Origin of the sequence: Pantoea sp. alder81 (assembly GCF_020179835.1) — a bacterium.
GTDB lineage: Bacteria > Pseudomonadota > Gammaproteobacteria > Enterobacterales > Enterobacteriaceae > Pantoea.
Genome location: NZ_JAIUDA010000002.1, coordinates 1 through 23196 on the forward strand (window position 1 = coordinate 1; position 23196 = coordinate 23196).

27 protein-coding genes and 1 pseudogene are annotated in these 23196 nt (G+C 47.6%); 20 read left to right on the forward strand and 8 right to left on the reverse strand.

All coding sequences use genetic code 11. The features are described 5' to 3' along the window. Positions 1-89: 89 nt before the first annotated feature. Positions 90-560 carry a phenolic acid decarboxylase gene (locus LBW88_RS04890; RefSeq protein WP_224932003.1) on the reverse strand — a complete coding sequence of 157 codons (471 nt, stop codon included), beginning with the start codon at positions 558-560 and terminating at the stop codon, positions 90-92. 815 nt (positions 561-1375) lie between these two features. On the opposite strand from LBW88_RS04890, the gene LBW88_RS04895 reads away from it, so the two are divergent. Then, positions 1376-1585: a CsbD family protein gene (locus LBW88_RS04895; RefSeq protein WP_224932001.1), complete on the forward strand. Its 210-nt coding sequence runs from the start codon at positions 1376-1378 to the stop codon at positions 1583-1585. Positions 1586-2608: 1023 nt separating this feature from the next. Here the strand turns inward: LBW88_RS04895 and LBW88_RS04900 are convergent. Further along, complete coding sequence (locus tag LBW88_RS04900) at positions 2609-3205, reverse strand: helix-turn-helix transcriptional regulator (RefSeq protein WP_224932000.1); 597 nt, start codon at positions 3203-3205, stop codon at positions 2609-2611. Positions 3206-3248: 43 nt separating this feature from the next. Here LBW88_RS04900 and LBW88_RS04905 point away from each other — a divergent pair, with 43 nt between their 5' ends. Beyond that, entirely contained in the window at positions 3249-3938 is a 690-nt protein-coding gene (locus LBW88_RS04905) for a B3/4 domain-containing protein (protein WP_224931999.1), read from the forward strand. 562 nt (positions 3939-4500) lie between these two features. Here LBW88_RS04905 and LBW88_RS04910 read toward each other — a convergent pair. Beyond that, positions 4501-5055 carry a TetR/AcrR family transcriptional regulator gene (locus LBW88_RS04910; RefSeq protein WP_224931998.1) on the reverse strand — a complete coding sequence of 185 codons (555 nt, stop codon included), beginning with the start codon at positions 5053-5055 and terminating at the stop codon, positions 4501-4503. 132 nt (positions 5056-5187) lie between these two features. Here LBW88_RS04910 and LBW88_RS04915 point away from each other — a divergent pair, with 132 nt between their 5' ends. From LBW88_RS04915 to LBW88_RS04940, 6 genes and pseudogenes are all read left to right on the forward strand, one after another. Continuing rightward, positions 5188-6273 (forward strand): alkene reductase, encoded by a 1086-nt coding sequence (locus LBW88_RS04915; RefSeq protein WP_265112688.1) that lies wholly within the window; start codon positions 5188-5190, stop codon positions 6271-6273. Between the two features lie 72 nt (positions 6274-6345). Further along, complete coding sequence (locus LBW88_RS04920) at positions 6346-7128, forward strand: SDR family NAD(P)-dependent oxidoreductase (RefSeq protein WP_224931997.1); 783 nt, start codon at positions 6346-6348, stop codon at positions 7126-7128. 134 nt (positions 7129-7262) lie between these two features. Next, positions 7263-8081 carry an oxidoreductase gene (locus tag LBW88_RS04925; protein ID WP_224931996.1) on the forward strand — a complete coding sequence of 273 codons (819 nt, stop codon included), beginning with the start codon at positions 7263-7265 and terminating at the stop codon, positions 8079-8081. Between the two features lie 2 nt (positions 8082-8083). Beyond that, positions 8084-8494 carry a hypothetical protein gene (locus tag LBW88_RS04930; RefSeq protein WP_224931995.1) on the forward strand — a complete coding sequence of 137 codons (411 nt, stop codon included), beginning with the start codon at positions 8084-8086 and terminating at the stop codon, positions 8492-8494. After that, complete coding sequence (locus LBW88_RS04935; protein WP_224931993.1) at positions 8491-9513, forward strand: NADP-dependent oxidoreductase; 1023 nt, start codon at positions 8491-8493, stop codon at positions 9511-9513. The genes LBW88_RS04930 and LBW88_RS04935 overlap by 4 nt, the downstream gene beginning before the upstream one ends. Before the next feature lie 957 nt (positions 9514-10470). Further along, positions 10471-10614: pseudogene (locus tag LBW88_RS04940) on the forward strand (IS110 family transposase); the annotation flags it as partial. A 46-nt stretch (positions 10615-10660) separates the two neighbouring features. On the opposite strand, the gene arsH reads toward LBW88_RS04940, so the two are convergent. Continuing rightward, positions 10661-11359, reverse strand: coding sequence for an arsenic resistance NADPH-dependent reductase ArsH (arsH, locus tag LBW88_RS04945; protein ID WP_224931992.1), 699 nt, complete (start codon positions 11357-11359; stop codon positions 10661-10663). A gap of 85 nt (positions 11360-11444) precedes the next feature. Between arsH and arsR the strand changes: the two genes are divergently transcribed. The 3 genes from arsR to arsC are packed head-to-tail and all read left to right on the forward strand — an operon-like array spanning position 11445 to position 13538. After that, positions 11445-11765, forward strand: a complete 321-nt coding sequence (gene arsR, locus LBW88_RS04950) for an As(III)-sensing metalloregulatory transcriptional repressor ArsR (protein WP_224931991.1) — start codon at positions 11445-11447, stop codon at positions 11763-11765. Between the two features lie 45 nt (positions 11766-11810). Then, positions 11811-13103, forward strand: coding sequence for an arsenite efflux transporter membrane subunit ArsB (arsB, locus tag LBW88_RS04955; protein WP_224931990.1), 1293 nt, complete (start codon positions 11811-11813; stop codon positions 13101-13103). Positions 13104-13112: 9 nt separating this feature from the next. Then, positions 13113-13538, forward strand: a complete 426-nt coding sequence (gene arsC / locus LBW88_RS04960; protein WP_224931989.1) for a glutaredoxin-dependent arsenate reductase — start codon at positions 13113-13115, stop codon at positions 13536-13538. 106 nt (positions 13539-13644) lie between these two features. On the opposite strand, the gene LBW88_RS04965 is transcribed toward arsC, so the two are convergent. From LBW88_RS04965 to LBW88_RS04975, 3 genes are all read right to left on the reverse strand, one after another. Continuing rightward, the gene (locus tag LBW88_RS04965) at positions 13645-15225 is read right to left on the reverse strand and encodes a DnaT-like ssDNA-binding domain-containing protein (protein WP_224931988.1); all 1581 of its coding nucleotides are present in this window, start codon (positions 15223-15225) and stop codon (positions 13645-13647) included. A gap of 94 nt (positions 15226-15319) precedes the next feature. Beyond that, on the reverse strand, positions 15320-15655 hold the full coding sequence (locus LBW88_RS04970; protein WP_224931987.1) for a hypothetical protein: 336 nt from the start codon (positions 15653-15655) through the stop codon (positions 15320-15322). Positions 15656-15738: 83 nt separating this feature from the next. Then, a complete protein-coding gene (locus tag LBW88_RS04975; RefSeq protein WP_224931986.1) occupies positions 15739-15978 on the reverse strand; it encodes a helix-turn-helix transcriptional regulator in 240 nt (79 codons plus the stop codon). A 105-nt stretch (positions 15979-16083) separates the two neighbouring features. On the opposite strand from LBW88_RS04975, the gene LBW88_RS04980 reads away from it, so the two are divergent. Further along, on the forward strand, positions 16084-16722 hold the full coding sequence (locus LBW88_RS04980) for a helix-turn-helix domain-containing protein (protein WP_224931985.1): 639 nt from the start codon (positions 16084-16086) through the stop codon (positions 16720-16722). 378 nt (positions 16723-17100) lie between these two features. Beyond that, entirely contained in the window at positions 17101-17337 is a 237-nt protein-coding gene (locus LBW88_RS04985) for a hypothetical protein (RefSeq protein WP_224931984.1), read from the forward strand. 44 nt (positions 17338-17381) lie between these two features. Here LBW88_RS04985 and hchA read toward each other — a convergent pair whose 3' ends face one another. Continuing rightward, positions 17382-18230: a glyoxalase III HchA gene (gene hchA, locus LBW88_RS04990; RefSeq protein ID WP_224931982.1), complete on the reverse strand. Its 849-nt coding sequence runs from the start codon at positions 18228-18230 to the stop codon at positions 17382-17384. A 363-nt stretch (positions 18231-18593) separates the two neighbouring features. Between hchA and LBW88_RS04995 the strand changes: the two genes are divergently transcribed. The 7 genes from LBW88_RS04995 (at position 18594) to LBW88_RS05025 (ending at position 23073) form a co-directional block, all read left to right on the forward strand. Continuing rightward, positions 18594-18857: a CRISPR-associated protein Cas4 gene (locus tag LBW88_RS04995; protein WP_224931980.1), complete on the forward strand. Its 264-nt coding sequence runs from the start codon at positions 18594-18596 to the stop codon at positions 18855-18857. A 191-nt stretch (positions 18858-19048) separates the two neighbouring features. Further along, positions 19049-19333 carry a hypothetical protein gene (locus tag LBW88_RS05000; RefSeq protein ID WP_224931978.1) on the forward strand — a complete coding sequence of 95 codons (285 nt, stop codon included), beginning with the start codon at positions 19049-19051 and terminating at the stop codon, positions 19331-19333. A gap of 571 nt (positions 19334-19904) precedes the next feature. Continuing rightward, on the forward strand, positions 19905-20261 hold the full coding sequence (locus LBW88_RS05005) for a pentapeptide repeat-containing protein (RefSeq protein ID WP_224931976.1): 357 nt from the start codon (positions 19905-19907) through the stop codon (positions 20259-20261). A gap of 341 nt (positions 20262-20602) precedes the next feature. Then, entirely contained in the window at positions 20603-20896 is a 294-nt protein-coding gene (gene gamL / locus LBW88_RS05010) for a host nuclease inhibitor GamL (RefSeq protein WP_224931974.1), read from the forward strand. Further along, complete coding sequence (locus tag LBW88_RS05015; RefSeq protein WP_224931972.1) at positions 20893-21717, forward strand: PD-(D/E)XK nuclease-like domain-containing protein; 825 nt, start codon at positions 20893-20895, stop codon at positions 21715-21717. Before gamL ends, LBW88_RS05015 begins: the two co-directional genes overlap by 4 nt. Beyond that, positions 21710-22819 carry a RecT family recombinase gene (locus tag LBW88_RS05020; RefSeq protein ID WP_414004077.1) on the forward strand — a complete coding sequence of 370 codons (1110 nt, stop codon included), beginning with the start codon at positions 21710-21712 and terminating at the stop codon, positions 22817-22819. Before LBW88_RS05015 ends, LBW88_RS05020 begins: the two co-directional genes overlap by 8 nt. Continuing rightward, the gene (locus LBW88_RS05025) at positions 22819-23073 is read left to right on the forward strand and encodes an ANR family transcriptional regulator (RefSeq protein ID WP_224931970.1); all 255 of its coding nucleotides are present in this window, start codon (positions 22819-22821) and stop codon (positions 23071-23073) included. The genes LBW88_RS05020 and LBW88_RS05025 overlap by 1 nt, the downstream gene beginning before the upstream one ends. Positions 23074-23196 lie beyond the last annotated feature (123 nt).

Genomic DNA, 23196 nt, shown 5'->3' on the forward strand with positions numbered 1-23196 from the left:
CTGCGAAATTCAGGGGAATGCTGTTTACGGGGCTTTTTGCTGGTTGATACTGTTTTTGTCATGTGAGTCACCTCTGGTTGAGAGTTTACTCACTTAGTCTCGTGTCCACTATTCGCGGGTAGGATCACTCTGGCAAATTCGGGAATAACAACGTAAGGATAAGCCGGCCCCTCGTCACGGAATCGATGCATATCTTCAATGAATTCATTCTGGTAACAAATTGTTTTTTCGGGATGCTGTCCTTCTCCAGCTATCCATTGCGGGAAGAAAATTGTGCCATGAATGACCTTCCTTTTGATATCGAACAGCAAACTTACGCAGGTACCCGTGGGCTCGTGCCAGTCAACTTTGAAAATACCTGGTGCAAACTGGACTGCATTCATTTTTTGATTCGTTACCCAGCGCCCCCCTACAAGTCCCTGATGAATGCGGTAGTCGCAGGTATTGTTATTCCGCGCGTACCACTCATATTTCCAGCCGTTGTCATAAGTATAAACAAAATGAGTTCCAACAAATTCAGACAGGTCTTCAGAAACATCTTCATATACTTGTGCAGTCATTTATAAGCCCTCCAGTCTGTAGATTGTTAACATTAGACCTGATAGTTGATACTTTCCAGGCTTTGAAACGTAAGAATGCCTCTGCTTCGTGAGTATTACATTTATTCTGCTGGGAAATTTCGCTCTCCACAGCGCTAGTCAATGCGTAAATGTCACCCAACACTAGCGTGCTAGTCTCCGTTCGTAACAACCATCAGGCGGGTCAGATAAGTAAAAGTTAAAAAATGGCCTGCCCTCAGTGTCAAGTGCAACGATCGCCAGTAACATTGAGAACAATATGTAGACGACGCGGTATAGATAGAGGGGTTAACATAAGACATTATCAGCAGATATGACAATCAATTGACAGTAAATGAGTTTGCCGCATCGTTTTGGTGCTCGTTGTCGCTGATTTTCCAGTTAGGGGGCCAGTATTTTCTCCAACTGATTTGGTCAGTACTCCACCCTATCCACTACCATAAGAGTGACAAATTCATTCAGACTGTATTGATATGGGATACAGTAAAGTCAGATACCGATCATGCTGACCACACTGCGTAAGCTTATTGATGTTTCCCAGTCAGCGAACATAACAAATTTTTCCGAGCAGTCCACTGCCACGTTGGTAATCTGTTTCCGCCGTTCCCCGATTTAACGTGCATTTATTCACCCCTTCTGCAGAATTAGTGATGAACATAACTTGCTGTTCGTAATTTGCGATTATTCTGTAAATGTGAGCGGGGATAAAACAGGATGCCCTATATGAACAATACTGATATCTGGATAGGCTGTCCGACGGCAGTCAGTGCGAAAGTAAAAATAATAGGGTGACCTGCATGAACGAAGATCGCATCAGTGGTAACTGGAAGCAGTTCAAAGGTAAAGTCAAGGAACAATGGGGCAAACTCACCGATGACGACATGGACGTAGCTGAGGGGAAACGCGACCAGCTCGTAGGCCGTATTCAGGAACGCTACGGCTATGGTAAGGACCAGGCAGAAAAAGAACTCAAAGACTGGGAAGACTCAAACCAGTTTAAATGGTAGACACTTTTATCTTCATAAAAAACCGGCTATTTACCGGTTTTTAATGCAAACTTTACAAGTTGTAAGCCATTTTATTTTTGATCTAAGATGAGGCGTCACAGCCGTCTATTAGATAAATCATTCTGCATATGTTTAATATGTGCCGACCGATGGCTGCGGAAGTGAAGTCGGCAGCGCGCTGCAGCGCGAGCATGAGGATGTTGCAGGTTGGTGTATCCGGGCGACGCTAAGCGCCTGGCCGGAGGTATACATGGTACCGATAAATATACGTCCCACTGTAGCAGACATATCGCCGCATCCCTTTGCATGAAGTAGCCAGTTTCCAATTGGGGCAGGACAAACGTAATAGAATTTTGGCTCAGGCATAACCTATCCTTTTGCTGTGTGTAAAAGATAATCTTCTGCGTTCTGGATTCTGACGCATACGGTCATTTTCAGAATACCCGCATAAAGGTTGTGCGCAAATGCTGTAGGTAGTCATTTCGGAATCACACGTACTGAATACTCAAGCACTAGCCTTGTAAACGTGCTGCCTTTCGCCTGTAAAGTTTAATAATATTGATGAGATATAGCTGATTCATAGATTCAAAGGTAAAATACTATGATGATTAACCTTTACATTCATATATATAGGTTTAAAAGATAGGATTCTGGACTTAAAGCGATGGTTATCTTAGATTAATTATCTTCTAGTGCTATTATCAATCTCTTAATTCATCATCAATGAATATCTGGTTAGATTTTCACTTGAAACTGAATTCAGCCCTTCCGGTGGTTATCAGTAATTGCCATGCAAGGTTGGCCTGAATTATCAGATAAATTCAACTCATTGATTTAATGAAATAAAAACACGAAACATCTCCCTTATTCAACTTTCTGACGGGCACTTTCTGCCAAATGAGGGCACTGAGGAGCCGGCTTAAAAAGGCTTGCTACACAACATTACCCAACTGCTAAGTTTGATGAGTTGCTCAGATGAAGAAGCCAGAAGAGTTAGTGCTAAGGGTAAGTGATCGAAGCATCTCATCTTATTTTCTCGCTCACTGTCATGGTGAACCTGAGCAGATCGCTTCCTACACATCCGTAGCTATGCGGCAAATCAGTTCTGGCTATAACTGAACATCCTTCTTTAACATTATGATGTTCCTCCCCTAAGGTGAGTAAAAGAGCCCCTTTCACAACGTGTATCAGTTCGCACGTGCCGTCAGAATGCCCCGGTGAGTCGAAAATCTCACCAGGATACATCTTCCACTCCCATAACTCGATCATTTCCGGCCCGCTTGTACCAGCTAGCAAACGTGCGGTTCCTCCGTTGTCTCCCTTCCAGAGGCAGGGAATATCCTCTGAAGCAATAAGATGCGCGTTGGGTTTGCTGGCGACATTGACGATATCTGCCACTGAGACACCCATCGCCGCTGCCAGCTTGCAGAGTATTGCGATGCTGGGGTTAGCCCTGCAGGCTTCAATTTCAACGAGCATTCCCTTGCTCACACCTGCGAGACGTGAGAGTTCATCAAGTGACATTTTTTTCTGACTACGGTACTGCTTCAGCGAAGTTGAAAGCGCCTCATTTATTTCGGAAGCATCTGTGCCGGTCGTTATATTGACTTTTTTGTTCATTGGTCATTATTATGTTCTAAAGCGGTCATTACAGGATTATCCAATGTTTAAAGCTCATCCGTCAATCAGTCCCGACATTGCCCTTCTGGCTCCCGGCTTCCGCGCTCTTAGCATCAGCGTAACTACTGCACCGCTGATTAACGCCAGCTATGGAGAAGAAGCGCTTTCTAGAGCCTGTGAAGATGTACTCAACGGACTACCTGTGTGGGCTGAATCGCATCTCAATGCATGGTCTGAAACATTCCGCGCCTTCGGCGCAAAGCCCAACCGTACGCCTTGTTCTGCCGAAGCCCTGCGAAAGCGTGTTTTACGCGACAGATCAATGCCAGCGCTGGACCCGGTAGTCGACCTGTATAATGCCGTCAGTCTGCGCTATGCCATTCCTGTGGGGGGGGAAAATATAGGACGCTATTCTGGCGCACCGCGTCTTATTATTTCAGACGGCAGTGAGCGCTTTGACACGTTAAAAGACGGTGCTCCATTTGTAGAAACCCCCGAAGCTGGAGAGGTTATCTGGTGTGACGATATTGGCGTCACCTGTCGTCGTTGGAACTGGCGTCAGGGAATAAGAACGCGTCTTAGCTCTTCAGATAAACATATGTGGTTTATCCTTGAAAGCCTGCCTGAAATGCCGATTGAAGCCCTGCACGAGGCTGGAAAAATGCTCACAGACGGATTGGAAGTTATGATGCCGGGAATAAGGTTTAATGTTTCGTTAATTGAAACGTTTTAGGCTAACGGTTAAATCTCGCGCGGCAGTTAAGCTGCATTCAATGAGTTATCATTGGCGAACGCGTGCAATTGCTGGATGGAAGAAAAGCGGAGAGCTCACATGATTCTCGCTAAATAATCGAATCCATTATGTGCATCTGCCTTCAAAATCTCCAAGTTTAAGTCCGGGGTGTCTATGACTTAATTTCGCTCATGGTGAAATCCTGCACTTCGTCCAGGTTGGCTACGAGTGCAAAAAGCCTATTTAGCAATTAAAGCAGCCACACCATTGCCATCACCAATAACATGACTACCAAGCGGATTGGGGATGCTCCACATGCTCATCACGTTATGTTATCAAGGCCAGCGTAAGTTATGAGTGGTTGAACCTGGACTTTCTGCACAAAGTGAATGCGAGAGAAATCACCTTCCGTTTTTCACTTACTGCGGAGCTTGTCATACGCACAAGTCTGCTCAGTGCCAAAGCCAGGATTAATCAGGTATTACGGCTACTCTGCAACTCTTCACGCGGGATGTCTTTTATGTTTGGGCCGTTTAAACGTGAACGGCTCAGTCAGATAAATTTATTTCTCCGGGCAGAATGAATCCTTATGGAGAAGACGCATGCGGCACACGTCCAGAATTTCATCAGCAAGAGCGGAATTATCTGGGCAGGCTCGGGATAGTACCAAGGCACCGACAAGATGCGCCATAGTATTTATCAGGTCTGCACGCGTTTCACGTTCACTTTCTAAGACTGCCAGCTGACGTTCAATTCCTGCCGCATACGTCTCCCTGATTGATTCAGACTGCCTGGCTGTATCTGCACCCAGTGCCGACATGACACAGCCCCCTCCCATGTCATCGCGATGAGGTCGTGAGAGGTAGTATTCAACAAATTTATCCCGGTCCACGCCTGTTGTGCTTTTAGCAGAATGCATGAAACCGCAGCTCATCGCCTCCGACATCAGGTCAGCCTTGGAACCAAAGTGTTTATAGAACCCGCCATGGGTTAAGCCGGCCGCAGACATAAGTTCAGCGACACCAACTCCATCGAAACCGCGCTCACGAAAAAGTTCTGAAGCCGTTTCGACAATACGTGTCCGGTTTTCCCGAACCTGTTCTTTTGACACTTTCATGCTTTGCTTCACCTCTCAAAAATAGGATCTAAGTATACATTGATGATGATCATAATCAAACCAGTTGACTTTATAGATTATGATCATCATCATTAAGTTGACTTCTACCCACCACTTAGCAAGAGAATAAATATGACGACATTGTTTCAACCTTATGATCTTGGGCCAATAACACTTGCCAATCATATCGTGATGGCACCGCTGACGCGTAACCGGGCCGGAGCCGGTTTGGTTCCCAACGAACTGACGGCGACGTACTATGCCCAGCGCGCAACAGCAGGCTTATTGATTACTGAAGCCACGCAGATTTCAGCACAGGCGCAGGGCTATCAGGACACGCCGGGCATCTACACACAGGCTCAAATTGACGGCTGGCGCAAAGTGACTGATGCGGTGCATGCAAAAAGTGGGCGCATATTTGTACAGTTATGGCACGTAGGACGAATTTCACATGTCGATTTACAGCCGGGTGGCGCTGCGCCGGTCGCCCCGTCCGCAATCCGTGCCGAGACTAAGACCTTTGTGAACAATGGGTTTGCTGACGTCTCTGAACCACGAGCGCTCGAACTGCATGAAATACCGGGAATTATCGACGATTTCCGAAAAGCTGCTGCCAATGCCATTGCCGCCGGGTTTGACGGCGTTGAGATCCACGGTGCGAATGGTTATCTGCTGGAACAATTCCTGAAAGATGGCGCAAACCAGCGTACTGATGAATACGGTGGCTCTGTCGAAAATCGTGCACGCTTGCTGCTGGAAGTCACGGCGGCCGTAAAGGATGAGATCGGTGCAGAACGCACTGGTGTACGCATTTCACCGGTTTCACCTGCTAATGCGATTTCGTGCAGTGATCCGCAGCCACAATATGACTACCTCGCTGAACAACTTAATGCCTTAGGTATCGTGTATCTCCATGTGGTTGAAGGTGCTACGGGCGGCCCGCGTGATGTATCACCGTTCGATTACGACTCCTTGCGTCTGCGCTTTAAAAACACCTGGATCGGCAACAATGGCTATGACCTGGCGCTGGCGTCCACTCAACTTGAGCAGGGCAAAGCCGATTTGTTCGCGTTTGGCCGCCCGTTCATCTCCAATCCGGATCTGGTCGAAAGGCTGAGGACGGGCGCACCTCTGGCCCCACTCAATCCTGAAACACTTTATGGCGGTGGCGCGCAAGGGTACACCGATTATCCGTCGCTTGCCGAGGCAAGCAAGTAGATCTGTGGGTGTCACGGTTCTACATACATCGCACGTTACGAATTCTTTTTACAATTAATAGAGAAGATCAACATGACTAAAGCTTCAGCTCTCATTACAGGTGCATCCACGGGTATTGGTGCTGTTTACGCTGAACGGTTTGCCCGTCGGGGGCACGACCTTGTTCTGGTTGCTCGAGACACAACGAAGTTAGAAATGCTGGCCGATCGTCTGCGACAGAAAAATGGCATTTCTGTTGATGTTTTGCCTGCCGACCTTACACAAGCGAGTGATTTAGCCCTGGTCGAAGCCCGCCTGCGTGAAGACACGCAGATTGGCATTCTTATTAATAATGCGGGTATCGCGCAGTCCGGCAGTTTTACAGATCAGACGCCTGAATCGATTGAAAGCCTTATCGCGCTTAACGTCATCGCCCTGACGAGACTTGCCAGTGCTGTGGCACCAAGGTTTGTGCAAGCGGGTAAAGGCTCGATCGTAAATATCAGTTCCGTCGTAGGCCTGGCCCCGGAATTTGCAATGACGGTTTACGGCGCAACCAAAGCCTTTGTGCTTTTCCTGTCCCAGGGAATGAATGTGGAACTGTCGTCAAAGGGCATTTATATCCAGGCGGTGCTCCCTGCAGGCACTTACACTGAAATCTGGGACCGCGCGGGGATCGATATCAGTAACTCGGCAAGATTTATGGAAGTGGGCGAGTTAGTGGATGCCGCACTGGTTGGTTTTGATCGCCGCGAGCTCGTCACCATCCCGCCGTTACACAATGCTTCACGCTGGGACACCCTCGATGCTTCGCGTCAGGCTCTGCTTTCTGACATCAAACAAGATGAAGCTGCCGAACGATATAAAACACTTTAGTCAATGAGATGCACTCTGCAGGACGGTCTTTTGGCTGTTCTGCAGAGAAGTAAACCCGTTAAAAATCCCCCTTACAACGTGTCGTCTCATCAGCGATGAGAAGCCTCAAACACACCATGAAGGCCCTATTCAGCATGACAAAAAAACGTGTGGCGCTGGTTACCGGCGCGTCCTCAGGTATCGGCGAAGCGTCGGCTATAAAACTTTTAGCGGCGGGATATACGGTATATGGCACAAGCCGGCGTGGCTCCCTGGCGGGAAAGCATCCGTTTCCGTTACTGACGCTTGATGTGACAGACGACGCTTCTGTCAGGGTCGCCATTGAGGAATTGTTGCGTCTGGAGGGGCAAATCGATCTTCTCGTGAACAATGCAGGCTTTGGGATCGCGCCAGCGGCTGCGGAAGAAAGTTCTGTCGAACAGGCCAGGCATATGTTCGACACCAACTTTTTGGGCATGGTCAGGTTGACGCGGGCTGTGATCCCTCACATGCGCCGTCAGGGCAGCGGACGCATTATTAACATTGGCTCGATACTTGGGGTCGTTCCGTTTCCGTATGTGGCACTTTATGCTGCCAGTAAGTATGCGGTCGAGGGGTATACGGGGGCGCTGGATCATGAATTGCGCACGCAGGGTATCCGGGTGTCTGTCATCGAACCTGCTTACATGAAAACACAGTTTGAAGCCAATAATATAGAGCCAGATGCCAGGCTTGAAGAGTATGACCAGATCCGGGCTAAGCTGGCTAAAGTGCTTAACAAAGCAATGGCCGAAGCGGAAAGCCCGGAGGTGGTGGGTGACGTAGTGGTTAAAGCGGCTCAGGCTTTACATCCGAAGGTGCGCTACACAGCGGGAACACTGGCCGGAAAATTGAATTTTATCCTCAGGTTCGCGCCTGCCTCATTACTGGATAGGGTCGTGCGCAAAAGTCTTCAGCTGGATGCGAAGGAGTAAAAATGAAATTTTCTCAACTGGCTGTTCTGACTGCAGTGTTGTTTTTCATCTTTGCCACGGTATGGATGTTTTTCCCGGAACAGCTTTTAACACAGTGGGGAATTGAACCAAAGCCGGGTACTCGCGTTATTTGTCGCCGCTCGGCCGCATTTTTTGCAGGAATAAGCGTCATGTGTTTCCTGGCAAGAAACGCCGGGCCTTCCCCTGCCCGTTATGCTCTGGCTGCGGGTATCAGCACAATAGCGATTATTTCAGCCGTGCTGGGCATCGCTGAATGGCGTGAAGGGCATGTTAGCGGGAAGATCCTTTTTGCCGTGTTAATCGAGCTGTTTCTGGGCGCCGCCTTTTTACTCAGCAACAGGGCTCCTGTGAAAAATATTACTGGCAAATACCAAAGGGTAAAGAACAAATGAAAAACAGGACGATGAAAGCCTTTACGTTTAAACGTTATGGTAAATCCCCTAACCCGGGATTCGACGACGTAGATTATCCTTCTCCCGGCGCTGATGAAATCCTGGTAAAGGTACACGCGGTTGGCCTTAACCCGATTGACAACATGATCCCCACCGGAATGTTTAAGCCGGTATTGCATTTTCAGCTCCCTGCAACGCTGGGCAGTGATTTGGCCGGGGTCGTCGTTGCAGTGGGGGCTCGCGTGACCCGTTTTACCCCGGGCGACGAAATTTTTGCCAGTATTTTCGATACGGGAATTGGCTCCCTGGCCGAATTTGTTGTGGTTCCTGAAAGTCTCGCGGCCATTAAACCGGCAAATCTGGATTTTGTTCAGGCAGCTTCACTTCCGATGGTGAGCCTCACATCCTGGCAGGCGTTCACAGAGCGAGCGAATCTGCAGCCTGGACAGAAGGTTTTCATCCCGGCAGGTTCCGGAGGAATTGGGAGCTTTGCGATCCAACTGGCTAAGCACCTTGGTGCGAAGGTAGGAACAACAACAAGTTCAGTGAATGTCGAGTGGGTAAATCGTCTTGGCGCAGATGAAGTAGTCGACTATAAAAATCAGGAATTTGAAAACCTACTGAGTGGCTACGATATTGTTCTGGGCACTGTCAGAGGGGATGTAATTGAAAAGTCCACTCAAATTCTTAAACCTGGCGGAAAGATTATTTCTCTCATCGGGCCGTTAGATCCCGCGTTCGCACAGGCCCGGGGATTGAACTTTTTACTGCGTTTTGTGTTCGGGCTGATGAGTCGTAAGATTGTACGTCTTACGAAAAAACGAAGCCTGACCTATTCATTTCTCTTCGTTCGACCTGACGGCGCTCAATTAACTCATATTAGCAAACTCACAGAAGCGGAACACATCATCCCTGTGATCGACAAGGTTTTTCCCTTTGCAGCGACAAAGGATGCTCTTGACTATCTTGCCCGGGGACATGCGAAGGGCAAAGTGGTCATTAAGATCCAGGAATCATAACAAGTGAGATTTGAATCACTTCAAAGTGTAATTCTCAGGGTGCGAATGACTATATTTTACTCATGGCTGATCTTATCCAGCGCGCATATTTGTTCATTCTCATATTGAGCTTACTAGCGTTTAAAGCAGCCACACCATAGACACTCTTAAAAAAAAATCAGTGCCAAGAGGATGTGGCTGATTCAAAGCCGCAGCCCCGGGTGCCTCCCGGTAAGCCCTTGAATGGTCAAACCGACTTGTGATGATTACACACAGCGATAGCTGAGAGAACCATTTGCACCCCACCGCTGAGGGGGATTAGCTGCAACATGTAGACACTATCATCAAAGCCAAGCGGGAAAATCCTAAAAGACAGATTTTGCTGTTGCTTAAATTATTTGATGAGTTTTCATTGCTTATATTCCCCCCCGCTTTTCTGCTAAACCTGAGCAGTCCTGTCTGCATATGCGGGTTGGAAGGCTATTGCTATTCGCTTACGTCGAACATCGCCTAAATGCCTGTCCGCTCTTTCTAAAAGGAAGCGCATAATCCTTCCCTTGACCCATCCGGTATTTGATAATCTGCACTGGGCATGATGGTGATGTCGCGTTGTGATGAGGAGCCCTTGCGCCCTCGCCTCTCCAACAGCGAACATTACCAAGCCTGAGTAATTATTGACGCTGAATGTGGTTATATTTCTTCAGATATATAATCAGTCGGACAACTGCGCTTCCGCTTTGTGCCAAATATAGTCATTCGAGCCCTGAGAGTTACACTTCTAAGTGATTCAGGGTATGCGCTTATTGGTTACGAATATTGTGCCAGAATCATGTGATTTGATGATTGCCGCTTTGCTTTCGAACCAGTAAGTGCTCCACGTTCGCTAACGAATACTCAGGGCATGCAGAACAACTGCTGACTATATTTCTTTCGAAGAATGTGGAATGCATACCATTCCCCGGTTAAAAGGAGTTGGTGATGACTGCTGTAGATCAGTTTGCTGCTCATGTTGGTCTGGACTGGGCGGATAAAAAGCACGATGCCTGCGTTCAGCTCAAAAACGGTGAGCGCACGTTCCATGTGATTAACCATTCGCCGGAAGCTCTTGATACCTGGCTTAGCGGACGTTGTTGAGTTCACTCAGGAGGGGGGCACGATACAAGCAACTCTATATTTTCTCCTGATTGACGCGGGCTGACAGTTCCTGATGGCTTTCCTTGCGTTCGCTGTAACGATCGGCAAGGTACTCCGTATGACCTTTCAGCAGCAGCGTGATTTTAAACAGCTCTTCTGCCACATCCACGATGCGGTCATACCAGGATGATGGTTTCATTCGCCCGTTTTCATCAAATTCCTGCCAGGCTTTCGCCACGGAGGACTGATTCGGGATGGTGAACATGCGCATCCAGCGTCCCAGAATACGCATCTGATTGACGGCATTGAAGGACTGAGAACCGCCACATACCTGCATGACCGCCAGCGTTTTTCCCTGGGAAGGACGAACAGCGCCCTCTGACAAAGGGATCCAGTCAATTTGCGCCTTCATTATTGCGCTCATCGCCCCGTGACGCTCCGGGGAACTCCAGACCATACCATCACACCATCTCACCAGTTCGCGTAGCTCCTTCACTTTAGGGTGAGTTTCTGGTGCATCATCAGGCAGAGGCAAGCCGGACGGGTTAAACGTTTTGACCTCAGCACCCATAGCAATAAGCAATCGACCCGCTTCCTCGGCAGCAAAACGGCTGTATGAACGTTCACGTACTGACCCATACAGAATCAGGATACGTGGTGGTGTCGGATGCTGAAGCCGCTCAGCGATCTGCCTGTCGAAACACTCAGCATTCAGGGCTGGAAACTGATCCATTTTTTCTTCCTCTCTAAAATCGATAATGTTTAAACCAATACATATGTTTTATCATATGTGTATTCTAAGTTTACCGGAAAAGAAAATGCTACAGCCTGTTCAGCTTTTCAAAATTCTGTCAGACGAAACCCGTCTGGCTATCGTGATGCTTCTCAGGGAATCGGGCGAGATGTGCGTGTGTGACCTTTGCGGGGCCACCTCCGAGTCGCAGCCCAAAGTTTCCAGGCATATGGCAATTCTGCGGGAGGCTGAGCTCGTTCTGGACCGTCGGGAAGGGAAATGGGTCCATTACCGACTTTCTCCACATATGCCCGCATGGGCAGCAGAAACCATCACGACATCCTGGCACTGCCTGCGGGAAGACGTTCGTCAGTGGCTGGATAAATCAGCGCCATCATCCTGTTGAGATGAATCGAACACATTCTTTTAATCATATGTGATGGAGTCGGAAATGTTACTGGCAGGGAGTATATTTTTACTGACATTGATCCTGGTTATCTGGCAACCCGGGGGACTCAGTATTGGCTGGAGCGCCAGCATTGGTGCTGCGCTGGCCTTGGTATTTGGTGTTATCCATATGGGTGATATTCCGGTGGTCTGGAATATCGTCTGGAACGCAACCGCGACTTTTATCGCGGTAATTATCATCAGCCTGCTGCTTGATGAGTCAGGTTTTTTCGAATGGGCTGCGCTGCATGTCTCCCGTTGGGGCAACGGACGTGGTCGTCTGTTGTTTATCTGGATTGTCCTGTTGGGTGCAGCTGTAGCGGCACTGTTTGCTAACGATGGGGCTGCGCTTATCCTGACCCCCATCGTCATCGCCATGTTGCTCGCGCTGGGGTTCAGCAAACGGACAACGCTGGCCTTTGTCATGGCCGCCGGGTTTATTGCCGATACCGCCAGCCTGCCGCTTATCGTGTCGAATTTGGTGAACATCGTCTCTGCTGACTTCTTCCGGCTTGGCTTTACGGAATACGCATCCGTCATGCTTCCCGTTGATATTGCTGCCATCGCCGCCACTCTGGGTATGCTGCATCTGTTTTTCCGCCGGGATATTCCTGCAACCTACAACGTCACTCTACTGAAAACACCTGCCAGTGCGATTAAAGATCCCGCAACCTTCAAAGCCGGTTGGGTTGTTCTGGTTCTGTTGCTTGCCGGGTTCTTTGTGCTTGAGCCTCTGGGGATCCCCGTCAGCGCTATTGCAGCCGTTGGCGCTGCAGTGCTGTTCGCCGTTGCGAAAAAGGGTCATGCCATTAATACCGGAAAAGTGCTGCGCGGTGCGCCGTGGCAGATCGTTGTGTTCTCACTGGGTATGTACCTGGTGGTCTACGGCCTGCGCAATGCTGGCTTAACGGAGTACCTTTCCGGGGTTCTGAATATGCTGGCAGATAAGGGACTGCTGGCGGCAACGTTTGGCACGGGTTTCCTGACTGCATTCCTGTCATCAGTCATGAACAATATGCCAACCGTTCTTGTTGGAGCACTGTCGATTGACGGAAGCACGGCGTCCGGCGTCATCAAGGAAGCGATGATTTACGCCAACGTGATTGGCTGCGATTTAGGCCCCAAAATCACGCCAATAGGCAGTCTGGCGACCCTTTTGTGGCTGCACGTCCTGTCGCAGAAAAATATGACCATCAGCTGGGGGTATTACTTCCGCACGGGTATCATCATGACCCTGCCTGTGCTTTTTGTCACTCTGGCCGCGCTGGCGCTGCGGCTCTCTGTCACTTTGTATTGAGATACTGATATGTGCAACATAACCATCTATCACAACCCGGCCTGTGGCACGTCACGTAATACGCTTGAGATGATCCGCAACAGTGGCAATGAGCCCACCATTATTTATTATCTTGAAACGCCCCCGGCTCACGGTGAACTGGTTAAACTTATTGCAGATATGGGGATCACAGTCCGTGCTCTGTTGCGTAAAAACGTGGAGCCTTACGAGCAATTAGGACTTTCAGAAGAGACTTTCAGCGATGAGCAACTGATTGGTTTTATGCTCGAACACCCCATTTTAATTAACCGTCCCATCGTCGTGACTCCTCTTGGAACCCACCTGTGCAGACCTTCCGAAGTCGTACTGGATATACTGCCGGAGCCTCAGCAAGGAGCATTCACGAAAGAGGATGGTGAAAAGGTCACTGACGAAACGGGGAAGCGGGTTAAGTAATCTATTCACTTCATATCAGCGGGCACCTGTTTACTTGATGCAGGCGTCCGCTCTTAGCTCCGAGCGGACATCCAGTTCAATTCTTCACGAGGCTTTATCCAAAAGTTCAGCCCCCTCTGAAACCCTCTGGTATCTCATAATCAGCACTGGGAATTATGGTGATGTCGCGCTGTGCTGAGTAACGCTTACGCCCTCGCCTCCGCCCTACTGACAGGCAACGCCCAAGCTTGAATTCCCATTGCTGCTGGGTGTGCTCTGCCTGCCCTGCGGCCCAGTAGCCGACAAACTCAGTCAGCTCAGCTTCGTCGGGGTCAGATTTAAGCTCAATACCAATCCGCTGTACCGTACTCAAAAAATCTGCTGAGGGTTTCCATCCGGGGTGCATCGGGAAGGCAGCCATTGGGGGGGCGGTACGCGCTGGCTGCTGCGGAGTGTTTCGGCTGAACTGCTTGCGGGTCAGGCAGACGGATTCATTGCCAAGTCTTAGGAGCGTCAGGCTCTGCGTGACGCTTAGCTTCGCGTTGAACTGATTTTCTCTCAGCCGTTTCTTTGCCTGCCCTACCCGTTTCCGCTGCGGATTGGGATGGGTTGCGCCAGTGAAAATTTTACCTGTCTGGCAGCAAGTGGTTTTGGTCTGGAGGTTATCCACAGGGCGGAAATTTTCCTCGCGCGCGGTGTGTGTTTTTTTAGGTTTAGATTTTAATATTTTAGATCTTAAAAAACCAAAACGGGTGTGTGCGCGCGAAGGTATAACACGCGAGGAAATTTCCGGCCGCGTGAAGCGGTTTTGGCTAAGCGTTACGGCAGAATCACGCGGCGTTATGCCCCGCGTTACGCTGTCCGTTATGCCCTGCGTTACGCTCGAATCGTGAGCCGTTACGCTGTCCGTTATAGCCTGCGCTACGCCTGAACCCCGCGCCATTGCAGGTTCCGTCAGGCCTGCCGTTAAACCTGAACTTACTGACATATCGGTGGCCTTATTGCTCTGCGTAACACCTGAACCCACTACCGTTACGGTCTCCGTTATGCTTTGCGTTACGCCATGCGTTACGGTTTTCGTTACGTTACGCGATGAGTCCGAGCGCATGGTGTTATGGTTGCATGTGACCTCGTAGGCAACACCTTCGATAACAATCGAACCGAAACGGGTTATGCCATTATCCTCACGAACCAGGTTAGGTATGGCGATTGCGCGAGTCCGTTTAGTGCAAGGTGAGCGATACCCGACCGTAAGACATCCGGAGAGGCATTTCTTCATTTTCAGTCTCTCCCTGTACGCTTTCTGCCTTCTTGCACCTGGGGACTTTTTTACGTCCACCACCTTTTGATCTTCAGAGATTCCCGCCAGAGTGATGCACTTTTTCTTCTTGTTATAAACAGCCCAACCCGACGCAATCATGGCTTCGCCAAAACCAGGGTAATCAGCCAGGCTGTCCAGATAGCTGGGGTCTGCATTATGAAATACCCCCTCATGCGCGAACTCCTTCGCCGCGTTCCAGATGATAATGAGTGAGGTGATAGCAACAGAACGCGATATGTTTCGCGTCATCATCGCAGATTGCTGGCTGCCGACCGCAACTGCCAGCCCAGCACTTCCATCGGTGGGGTTTTCAAGCAGGGAAGCTAGTTGATTAATCTTGGGATGCGTTTTTAACGTAGATGTCATCTTAATGAGTGAACTGGACATGGCGGACCTCTGGTTTCAAAACTGTTTTACACTGCCGGTGCCACCCGGCATAATTGATTTGGCTTTAGTGAAAGCTAAGCTATGTAGTTCTGCACTAAACCCCGGTACTGTTCCCGCAGTCCGGGGTTTTCCCTTTTGTGCGCTCAAGTTCGAACTCCGCAAACTGGATGGCAACTGTTAGCAACCATCTGTACTGTTCAAGCGGCACCTTCATTTCCCCATTCAGAACGAAGTCCTCCACCCCGCTGGCCGCAAGAGTTTCCATGATCTCTGGGTATTTCTCCGTACGCCTTAAAACTGTTGAATCAGCAACATTCAGTCGTCGGGCCACTTCTGTCTGACGAGTGTTTAATAATGCTTTATGTGCTGAAGTCAAAAGGCGCCTGCTGGCACACAAGTAGATTGTGTTTTTGCTTGAGTTTGCATTCATGGTTGGTTTATTTTCTCCATAGAAATCACATAATTAAATTTAAAAATTTAGTTTTGCCCGTGTAACAAAAAGTAAATATTTCATTAGGTTATGTTCGCTTCAATTGAATTGCTTGCATCTGAGGGAGGTGGAAATATGTCATCAATCGAACACTCACACCCAAGTTTGGTTAGTCCATTAACAATTTTTCTGCAGTCGTTAAGGCTAGGTGTACGAATACTTAGCTCATAATTAGCCAAACGAGATGTCCCCCAACCTATAGTCTTTGCGAGCTGAGCTTGGGAAACTCCAATTTGTTTTCGCATCGTTGCGATCTGGTTCATTTTAGATCCTATGATTAAAAAACACACTCTCATTAGACACAATTCGTGACCATTGGTCAAATCGATCCTATACTGAGTTCACGATATGTGAATAAGCGGAATACCATGTCAAACAACATTGGTGAAAGAATAAAAGAAAAGCGTGAAGAGCTTGGGGTAAGTCAGGCTGAGTTGGCGAAACTATGTGGTTGGCCTACTGCCTCAAGGCTAGGTAATTACGAATCTGGAACAAGGAGAGTTAGCGCAGAGGATGCGGCAGTTCTAGCAGAAGTGCTCAAAGTGACCCCGTCATATCTTTTGTTTGGCGACGCTGGTTCAGTTATCTATAGTAATTTTGAGTATCCAATATGTAACGCTGTCAACCTACTCAGTCCAGCAGACTCAACTTTTAACAAGTCTAATTTAGAGAAACTACAATCGACAGTGAAAGCTGGACAACAGGCTTTTTGGTTTGAGGTCACGGGGCATTCAATGACATCCCCTCTTGGACTGAAACCAAGCTTTCCTGATGGAATGATGATTCTTTGTGATCCAGACATTCCACCTACTCACGGAGACTTCTGTTTGATTGAACTCAAGCAAGAAAGGGAAATTGCGTTTAAAAAGTTTTCCAAGGAGGATGGTCAAGTTTGGCTTGAACCTCTCAATACATCACCGCGTTACCAGACATTGCCTTTAAGTGATTCCATAAGAGTTATTGGTAAAATTCTTTCAGCATGCTGGCCCCCCAGATTCTTCATTTAACTATCCCAACATCAAAAATCGGTCCTAAATGGCCGATTTTTTTTTGATCAAATTCAATGGCATACACAGATTAAGTCAAATGATCACATTTATTCTTTATTTTAGACCACGATATGTGTATATTAACGCTCATGGTGAAATTATCACCATTAGTGATAGTCACCCTTTCTGTCGCTATGAGAATTTAAATGACGTTTTATCTGACCGGCGCGGTTTTACGCCGGACTCAAGCGCACGGAGCTGCTCGAGTTGAACGGCACGTAATTGTCGGGCGGGAGGAGTGCAGGAGCGCGAGATCCCGAAGCGGAAAAACCCACCTTCATCTCAACAAACGAGATGGCATTGTTCAGTGCCATTCCCTTTGTTGACGGAGGTTTCATGAAAAAGACCAAAGTGAAATGCCCTGTGTGCGGGATTGAGTTTGATCCACGCATTCCTTTTAAACACATCAACGAGCACCACCAACACGCCAGCGACCACGAACTTGCCCGGATAAGGGATGCGCGGCGCAGCTGCTATGGCCAGCCCAAACCAGCCAGGCAGGTGTCGGCTAGTCTTCGTCCTTCCTCGATGATTATTAAGCGCCATCAAATTAAAAAAATTACAGCGCGTTGATAAGCTTGGCTGCCCTGACTTCGGTAGAGGACAGCCTTTTAATATTATTTATTTGATTTTAACAACTCCTCAGCAGCCAACTTTCCAAGGGCATTAGCAGCATATGGGCTATCACCTGTAAGTACTTTTCGGTCCTTATGAACCGCACCCTTAATATCGTCGTTAATTATTTTCAACCCTAACTGCTTCAATCTGTCTCCGAAATACCACTTGAGGTGCCCTGGCATGTAACCCATATCCGGTGTCTGTTTGTCGGTGGCATCCGGAAAGGCGCAGATTTCATACCCCGCTAACGGGTTGGCACCATCAGCCAGAGACATAAAAGCGGCGGGTCCATGGCAGATGGAAATCAAATGCTTGTCTTTATTTAACGACCATTTGATCAGCTCAGCGACATCTTCACTTTCCGGTAGGCCAATCAAAGCGCCATGACCGCCGGGTATGAAGATTGCTGCATATCTGTCTTCTGCATCGAGAGTTCTCATGACCTCTCTTAGTTTTAATGGTGAGCGGAACTTAGACAGGTATCGATTGTAAAATCCCATTACCGCCACATCTTCCTCAGGCATTGCCCAGTGTTCAAACTTAACCATCTGACCTGAGAGAGTCGCGATATCGCATTCGAACCCTGCTTTATGCAGATGATACATAGGGAGCAGCGTCTCTACGGGATGGTTGCCTGTAGAAAATAGCGTTTCATTATCCAGAGGCAGGTAACGTTCATCAGCGCAAATAACCAGTACCCTCTTTGAGCCGCTATAGGGCGTGTCGTAATCAGCATCGCTTAAGTCTGACGTAGAACTGGTGAACTGGTCTCGCGAAAAAGAAGAAGGGAAAAATGCCCCCTGCTCTGCTACATCCGGAACGGGATATTTACTGAGTTCTGCTGACATATTAATCACCTTTTCAATCAAAGAAGAATTAAGTCTAGGCTAAGCACCATCTTTCCCGATAAGGGGATTCTGAAAAACATGCTGTGCTGCATAACCATGTATTGATGCATTTATTCAGGAAACTGAAAACCATTATGAATAAACTTGTTTATGCAGTGTATCCGAAGGACCCTAATATGTTGTCTTTAAGTGCGGGGCCAACCTGACTGGTCCATTATCTGGTTAGTAACCAGGTATTTTGCACCAATCCCGCCTCGTGCGGGATTTTTTTTGATATTACCCCACCCACCAAACGTCATGAGTACACAGATCCAGCCCCTCATCACTCATTGCCACTTCATTCAGTCATCGTAGGAGATTTGTATGGAACATAAAGAAGCAGCCGTTTGCATTTTACAGGGTGTCGAAAATATCGAATGCTCTATTGGGTCGATGATGAGACATCTCGAACTATTTATTCAAATGGGACTTCTTAGTGAAGATGAATACGAAAAGGTTGCGAAAATCATCAATAAAATTCTAAAAGAATTGATTACTGAATTAAGCGACCCGGAACTTAACCAGCACCCGGAATTTATCCCACACTGTGCGTCGTGCTCTTATCATGAGGACGAGCAACCCACGTGACATAGTTCATTGCCACCTCCTGGCTTCAGGAAAAAACATTCCAGCCCCACCACCGTGGGGCTAATTAATTTTGTTAAGTAAAAAATAAGGACATCTCAACCCCCTCCCTGAAACATTTCGTGACATTCCACGCGCGCCATTATCTCCGGGAATGAATATAAAAGCCTGTAATTCAACAAGGAGAACATAAAGTGAAACATCGAAACGCCGCGGTGCAGATTATGAACTCAATCAGTGAAATTGAGAGGGTTTGCAAAGATTTAATGGTGAATCTAGCAGTGTATAAGAGTAATGCAAAAATCAGTGAGGATGAATCCAATCTGGTTACAAAAACGATTCTCGCCACCCTCAACATATTGCATTCAGAATTAGTGGAGGCAGTAGTTAAAGAACACCCTGACCTTATCCCTGCATGTAAAGAGTGCTCAGGCCAGGACTACTTTGAGGGTGATGCCACTGATAAGGAGACTAATTAATCTGAGTAAACCCACCTTTTAAGCCGCTAATAGCGGCTTTTTTCAGGGAGTTATACATGAAACAAGAACGACCGCCGAAACATATAAGAGAAAAGGCCGATATCCTGATTTCAAAATATCGCGATCATTCGGTCACTCCCAGAAAGACTTACAGGCGAGGTTATCTGACTCTGAATGTTACACCTGGGTGGCGACTGCTATCTAAAGATAAAGGTCAGACGTGGTTGTTATTAAGTCACGCAGACTACGACAAGATACTTTAATTGCCACTCCATTAACTGAGACTTACGATGAAAAAAATAAATTTGCAATAACGGAAGATATACAACACTTACGATAGTGAACTCATTTTTTTACCTCAAAAGACATGCTGATAGTGCTATTGCCGCAGTAAATACTGCTCCTAATGCAATTGTTAACACAGCAGGTTTATTTGTTTTACGCACCACACTTGAGGGAGAAACTGACGAGATAAGGAAGGCTAGCGTCAAAGCGCATGAGGTCGCTGAAAAGTATCACAGAATGTTCTAACAGATTTAGCCCCATAAACTTTCAGATTAAAGGTGATAATATGGACTCAATTAAATTATTGAAAATTTTAAACTCACACGAAAGCTGGCTTAAAACTCGCGGTCGGCAGGGTGTCAGAGCCAACCTTAGCTTCCAGAACTTACAAAGCATGTCCTTAGAAGACAGAAATCTGACAGGAGCGCTAATTATCGGCTCTAACTTGAAGGCGGCAAACCTCAAAAACGCAGTGATGAAATATGCTTTTATCTCTCATACAGACATGAGAGGTGCAAAGTTAACAAATGCAGACTTTAGCCATGCAGCACTAATTAAAATAAAAGTCTTTTCTGATGAACTGGAAAAAGCAAAACTTTCTGGCGCTCATCTGTGCCATCTGGAAGCTGAGGATACTAACTAAAAGTCGTTTGAAAAAAAACAAAACGACTTTCATCGTTCTCACGAATGTCCAATTTTGTGAAAAGTAATCTCCCCATATCTTATTCCAACGTTTTTATCAGCAGACGTTAACATTCCAATTAAAAGGTATGAACCCATGTTGCCAAGTCATTTAATTGAAGGCAGCGTCAAGGCTCACCCGTTTGACGCAATACGTTCAATTGAATTCGCCAATCAAAATATTCTGACAGGGGACAATATCAGAATCTCTCCTCTGCCAGCCCTCACCTCTTCACCACATCGTCCGCTCTTACAGAGAGGTTTAGATCGCCTAGTTGAAATTATCCTTCAGGAAGGTCAACCATGATTCCTTATATCCAGCTCGAACGTCACAAAGATAAGCTCGACCAGGAAGAGCAAGCTGCCATCAAAAAAGAACAATGGATTGATGATGAAACCGATCGCTTGATGCAGCATTTCCCGGGCGCTCTGACTGAATTCTGCCACTGGCGTTTACATCCCGACGTCATGATTTGTTGCTATGGGTCTAAGGCAGATGAAGTTTTTAATGACTTTATTTACCAGTTAGCCCATTTGCAGGCGATTGAGAATTATATCCTACAGGTAGAACTACGTTGGGAGGAATCTGACAGATGACACCCGGCATTTATCATGGCCTCAGTAATGAGGCCTATCACTCAGGCCCGGGCGTGAGTAAATCACAACTGGATGACATCGCTATAGACCCGTCCTTTTATCGCTGGCGACAAAAGGCCCCAATAGATGATGACAAGAAATCTGCGCTCAACATGGGCAGTGCTCTTCACTGCCTGCTGCTGGAGCCTGATGAGTTCGACAAACGCTTTATCATTGCTCCGGAGTTTAATCGTCGGACAAATCAGGGAAAAGCAGATGAGCAGGCGTTTCTAAAGGAAGTTAGCAACATGGGCATGACCGTTTTAGATGCTGAGCAGGGTCGAAAACTCACTTTGATGCGTGAAAGTGTTCTGGCGCACCATGGTGCCCTTTTCTTCCTGGAGTCTGAGGGCCACTGTGAGTCGTCAATCTATTGGAATGATCCGGAGACTGAAGAGCTCTGTCGCATACGACCTGATAAATTTCTGACAAACACTCCAACCCTGATTGATATAAAAAAAGTCTGCGATATGTCGCGCTTCTCCAGACACATCGAAGAGTTCCGTTATCACGTTCAGGATGCGTTTTACAGAGAAGGGTTTCTCAAACACTTTGGGGAATATCCAGAGTTTGTCTTTATAGCCGTCAGCGAAAGCATCGACTGTGGCCGCTATCCGGTCCACACCTACGTTCTGGATCAGCATGACATTGCTGTAGGTCAGGCGCTCTTCCGTAAAAATCTCAACACCTACCATCAGTGCCGCCTCACTAATGAATGGGGTGGCATCGAAATAATCAGTCGCCCTGACTGGGCCCGTAAACAGGATAACTTCAATGACTAATCAAACGACTTCCCAGAAAGATAGCGCTCCTGTCATGGCGGGAACCGCCGCCACCATTTTTAGCCCTGATGCTCTGGACAAGTTACTTCGCTTTGCTGAAGTCATGGCTAACGGCAGAGTAACTGTCCCAGCTCATCTGGCTGGCAAACCTGCTGACTGTCTGGCGGTAACCATGCAGGCTGCTCAATGGGGTATGAATCCCTTCGCCGTCGCGCAGAAAACTTTCACCATCAACGGCACACTCGGTTATGAAGCCCAGTTAGTAAATGCGGTGGTGACGACGATGGCTCCTACTCGTGACCGTCTCCATTACGAGTGGTTTGGCTCATGGAATAACATTATTGGGAATTTCACTGAAAAAACCTCTACTAAGGGCAATAAGTATATCGCTCCTGCATGGAGTCTGGCCGATGAAGCAGGTTGCGGTGTGCGTGTCTGGGCCACGATGAAGGGTGAAGACGAGCCCCGCGTGCTTGAGCTCTTGCTTTCTCAGGCACAAGTGCGGAATTCCACGCTGTGGGCTAGCGATCCGAAGCAGCAGCTCGCCTATCTCGCGGTTAAGCGCTGGGCCCGCCTTCACTGTCCAGATGTCATTTTGGGTGTTTACACACCTGATGAGCTGGAACACGTATCTCCTGCAGAGCGCGATGTAACACCTGATAAAGCCTCCAGTCTAAACACCCTTATTAACCAGTCTGTAAATATTGGTGAAACACAAGTTAAGGGGAACGAGAAAACGGACAAGTTATCTGCAACACCAGGCGAACTGCTATCCGGACAGGGTGCAGATTCTTATAAATCAGAGAGTGTGGGTCCCTTGAATTCGCATGAGTTACATGGAGAAGCTTGCAATCAGTCTGGCAAGCCCCCTTCTCCTGGTGAATCCGATCAATCTAAGCGACTAAGAACACCTGATGAGCTACTTGCGGACTTTAGTGAAGCGGCAATTAAAGTATCGACGATTGATGAACTGGCCAGGTGCTATGCCTATGCATCGAAAGTTCTGGAAGGTTCCCCTTCGATTCTGGAGAAGGCAACAGAAGTTTTTCTTATCCGCAAAGCTGAGCTGGACGAAGCCAAATCTAAATCAATGAAACAATAATGTTCATCGATGAGGTCAGCATGATCACAAAGTATACGCATTTTCGTCGTTTCAGAATTATCAAATACAAGAATGTTGCCGAAGCCGCTGCCAGGTCTGAAAGAAACGGTCTCTACGCCCAGGCAGCAAAATTATGGCTACGGGCAGCGAGCATGGCATTAAATCAGGTAAATCGTATGTGGGCAGAAAACAGAAGTGACTTTTGCCTCAGAAAATCACTTAGTGATTTATCTGAAAAATCAGCCCCCCAATAAAATCACAATTCTATTAAATTTAAAAAATTCAGTTTAATGACTTCACCCACCATATAAGTGATGTTAGGTTTCACTCTGCAAAGCAATTAGAAACTAATGACACAATAGATTTGCCACGCTATT

Bases quoted from the DNA above. Each gene is read 5' to 3' on its own strand.
- LBW88_RS04890 (WP_224932003.1), bottom strand. From the start codon at position 560: ATGACTGCACAAGTATATGAAGATGTTTCTGAAGACCTGTCTGAATTT.
- LBW88_RS04895 (WP_224932001.1), top strand. From the start codon at position 1,376: ATGAACGAAGATCGCATCAGTGGTAACTGGAAGCAGTTCAAAGGTAAA.
- LBW88_RS04900 (WP_224932000.1), bottom strand. From the start codon at position 3,205: ATGAACAAAAAAGTCAATATAACGACCGGCACAGATGCTTCCGAAATA.
- LBW88_RS04905 (WP_224931999.1), top strand. From the start codon at position 3,249: ATGTTTAAAGCTCATCCGTCAATCAGTCCCGACATTGCCCTTCTGGCT.
- LBW88_RS04910 (WP_224931998.1), bottom strand. From the start codon at position 5,055: ATGAAAGTGTCAAAAGAACAGGTTCGGGAAAACCGGACACGTATTGTC.
- LBW88_RS04915 (WP_265112688.1), top strand. From the start codon at position 5,188: ATGACGACATTGTTTCAACCTTATGATCTTGGGCCAATAACACTTGCC.
- LBW88_RS04920 (WP_224931997.1), top strand. From the start codon at position 6,346: ATGACTAAAGCTTCAGCTCTCATTACAGGTGCATCCACGGGTATTGGT.
- LBW88_RS04925 (WP_224931996.1), top strand. From the start codon at position 7,263: ATGACAAAAAAACGTGTGGCGCTGGTTACCGGCGCGTCCTCAGGTATC.
- LBW88_RS04930 (WP_224931995.1), top strand. From the start codon at position 8,084: ATGAAATTTTCTCAACTGGCTGTTCTGACTGCAGTGTTGTTTTTCATC.
- LBW88_RS04935 (WP_224931993.1), top strand. From the start codon at position 8,491: ATGAAAAACAGGACGATGAAAGCCTTTACGTTTAAACGTTATGGTAAA.
- arsH (WP_224931992.1), bottom strand. From the start codon at position 11,359: ATGGATCAGTTTCCAGCCCTGAATGCTGAGTGTTTCGACAGGCAGATC.
- arsR (WP_224931991.1), top strand. From the start codon at position 11,445: ATGCTACAGCCTGTTCAGCTTTTCAAAATTCTGTCAGACGAAACCCGT.
- arsB (WP_224931990.1), top strand. From the start codon at position 11,811: ATGTTACTGGCAGGGAGTATATTTTTACTGACATTGATCCTGGTTATC.
- arsC (WP_224931989.1), top strand. From the start codon at position 13,113: ATGTGCAACATAACCATCTATCACAACCCGGCCTGTGGCACGTCACGT.
- LBW88_RS04965 (WP_224931988.1), bottom strand. From the start codon at position 15,225: ATGTCCAGTTCACTCATTAAGATGACATCTACGTTAAAAACGCATCCC.
- LBW88_RS04970 (WP_224931987.1), bottom strand. From the start codon at position 15,655: ATGAATGCAAACTCAAGCAAAAACACAATCTACTTGTGTGCCAGCAGG.
- LBW88_RS04975 (WP_224931986.1), bottom strand. From the start codon at position 15,978: ATGAACCAGATCGCAACGATGCGAAAACAAATTGGAGTTTCCCAAGCT.
- LBW88_RS04980 (WP_224931985.1), top strand. From the start codon at position 16,084: ATGTCAAACAACATTGGTGAAAGAATAAAAGAAAAGCGTGAAGAGCTT.
- LBW88_RS04985 (WP_224931984.1), top strand. From the start codon at position 17,101: ATGAAAAAGACCAAAGTGAAATGCCCTGTGTGCGGGATTGAGTTTGAT.
- hchA (WP_224931982.1), bottom strand. From the start codon at position 18,230: ATGTCAGCAGAACTCAGTAAATATCCCGTTCCGGATGTAGCAGAGCAG.
- LBW88_RS04995 (WP_224931980.1), top strand. From the start codon at position 18,594: ATGGAACATAAAGAAGCAGCCGTTTGCATTTTACAGGGTGTCGAAAAT.
- LBW88_RS05005 (WP_224931976.1), top strand. From the start codon at position 19,905: ATGGACTCAATTAAATTATTGAAAATTTTAAACTCACACGAAAGCTGG.
- gamL (WP_224931974.1), top strand. From the start codon at position 20,603: ATGATTCCTTATATCCAGCTCGAACGTCACAAAGATAAGCTCGACCAG.
- LBW88_RS05015 (WP_224931972.1), top strand. From the start codon at position 20,893: ATGACACCCGGCATTTATCATGGCCTCAGTAATGAGGCCTATCACTCA.
- LBW88_RS05020 (WP_414004077.1), top strand. From the start codon at position 21,710: ATGACTAATCAAACGACTTCCCAGAAAGATAGCGCTCCTGTCATGGCG.
- LBW88_RS05025 (WP_224931970.1), top strand. From the start codon at position 22,819: ATGTTCATCGATGAGGTCAGCATGATCACAAAGTATACGCATTTTCGT.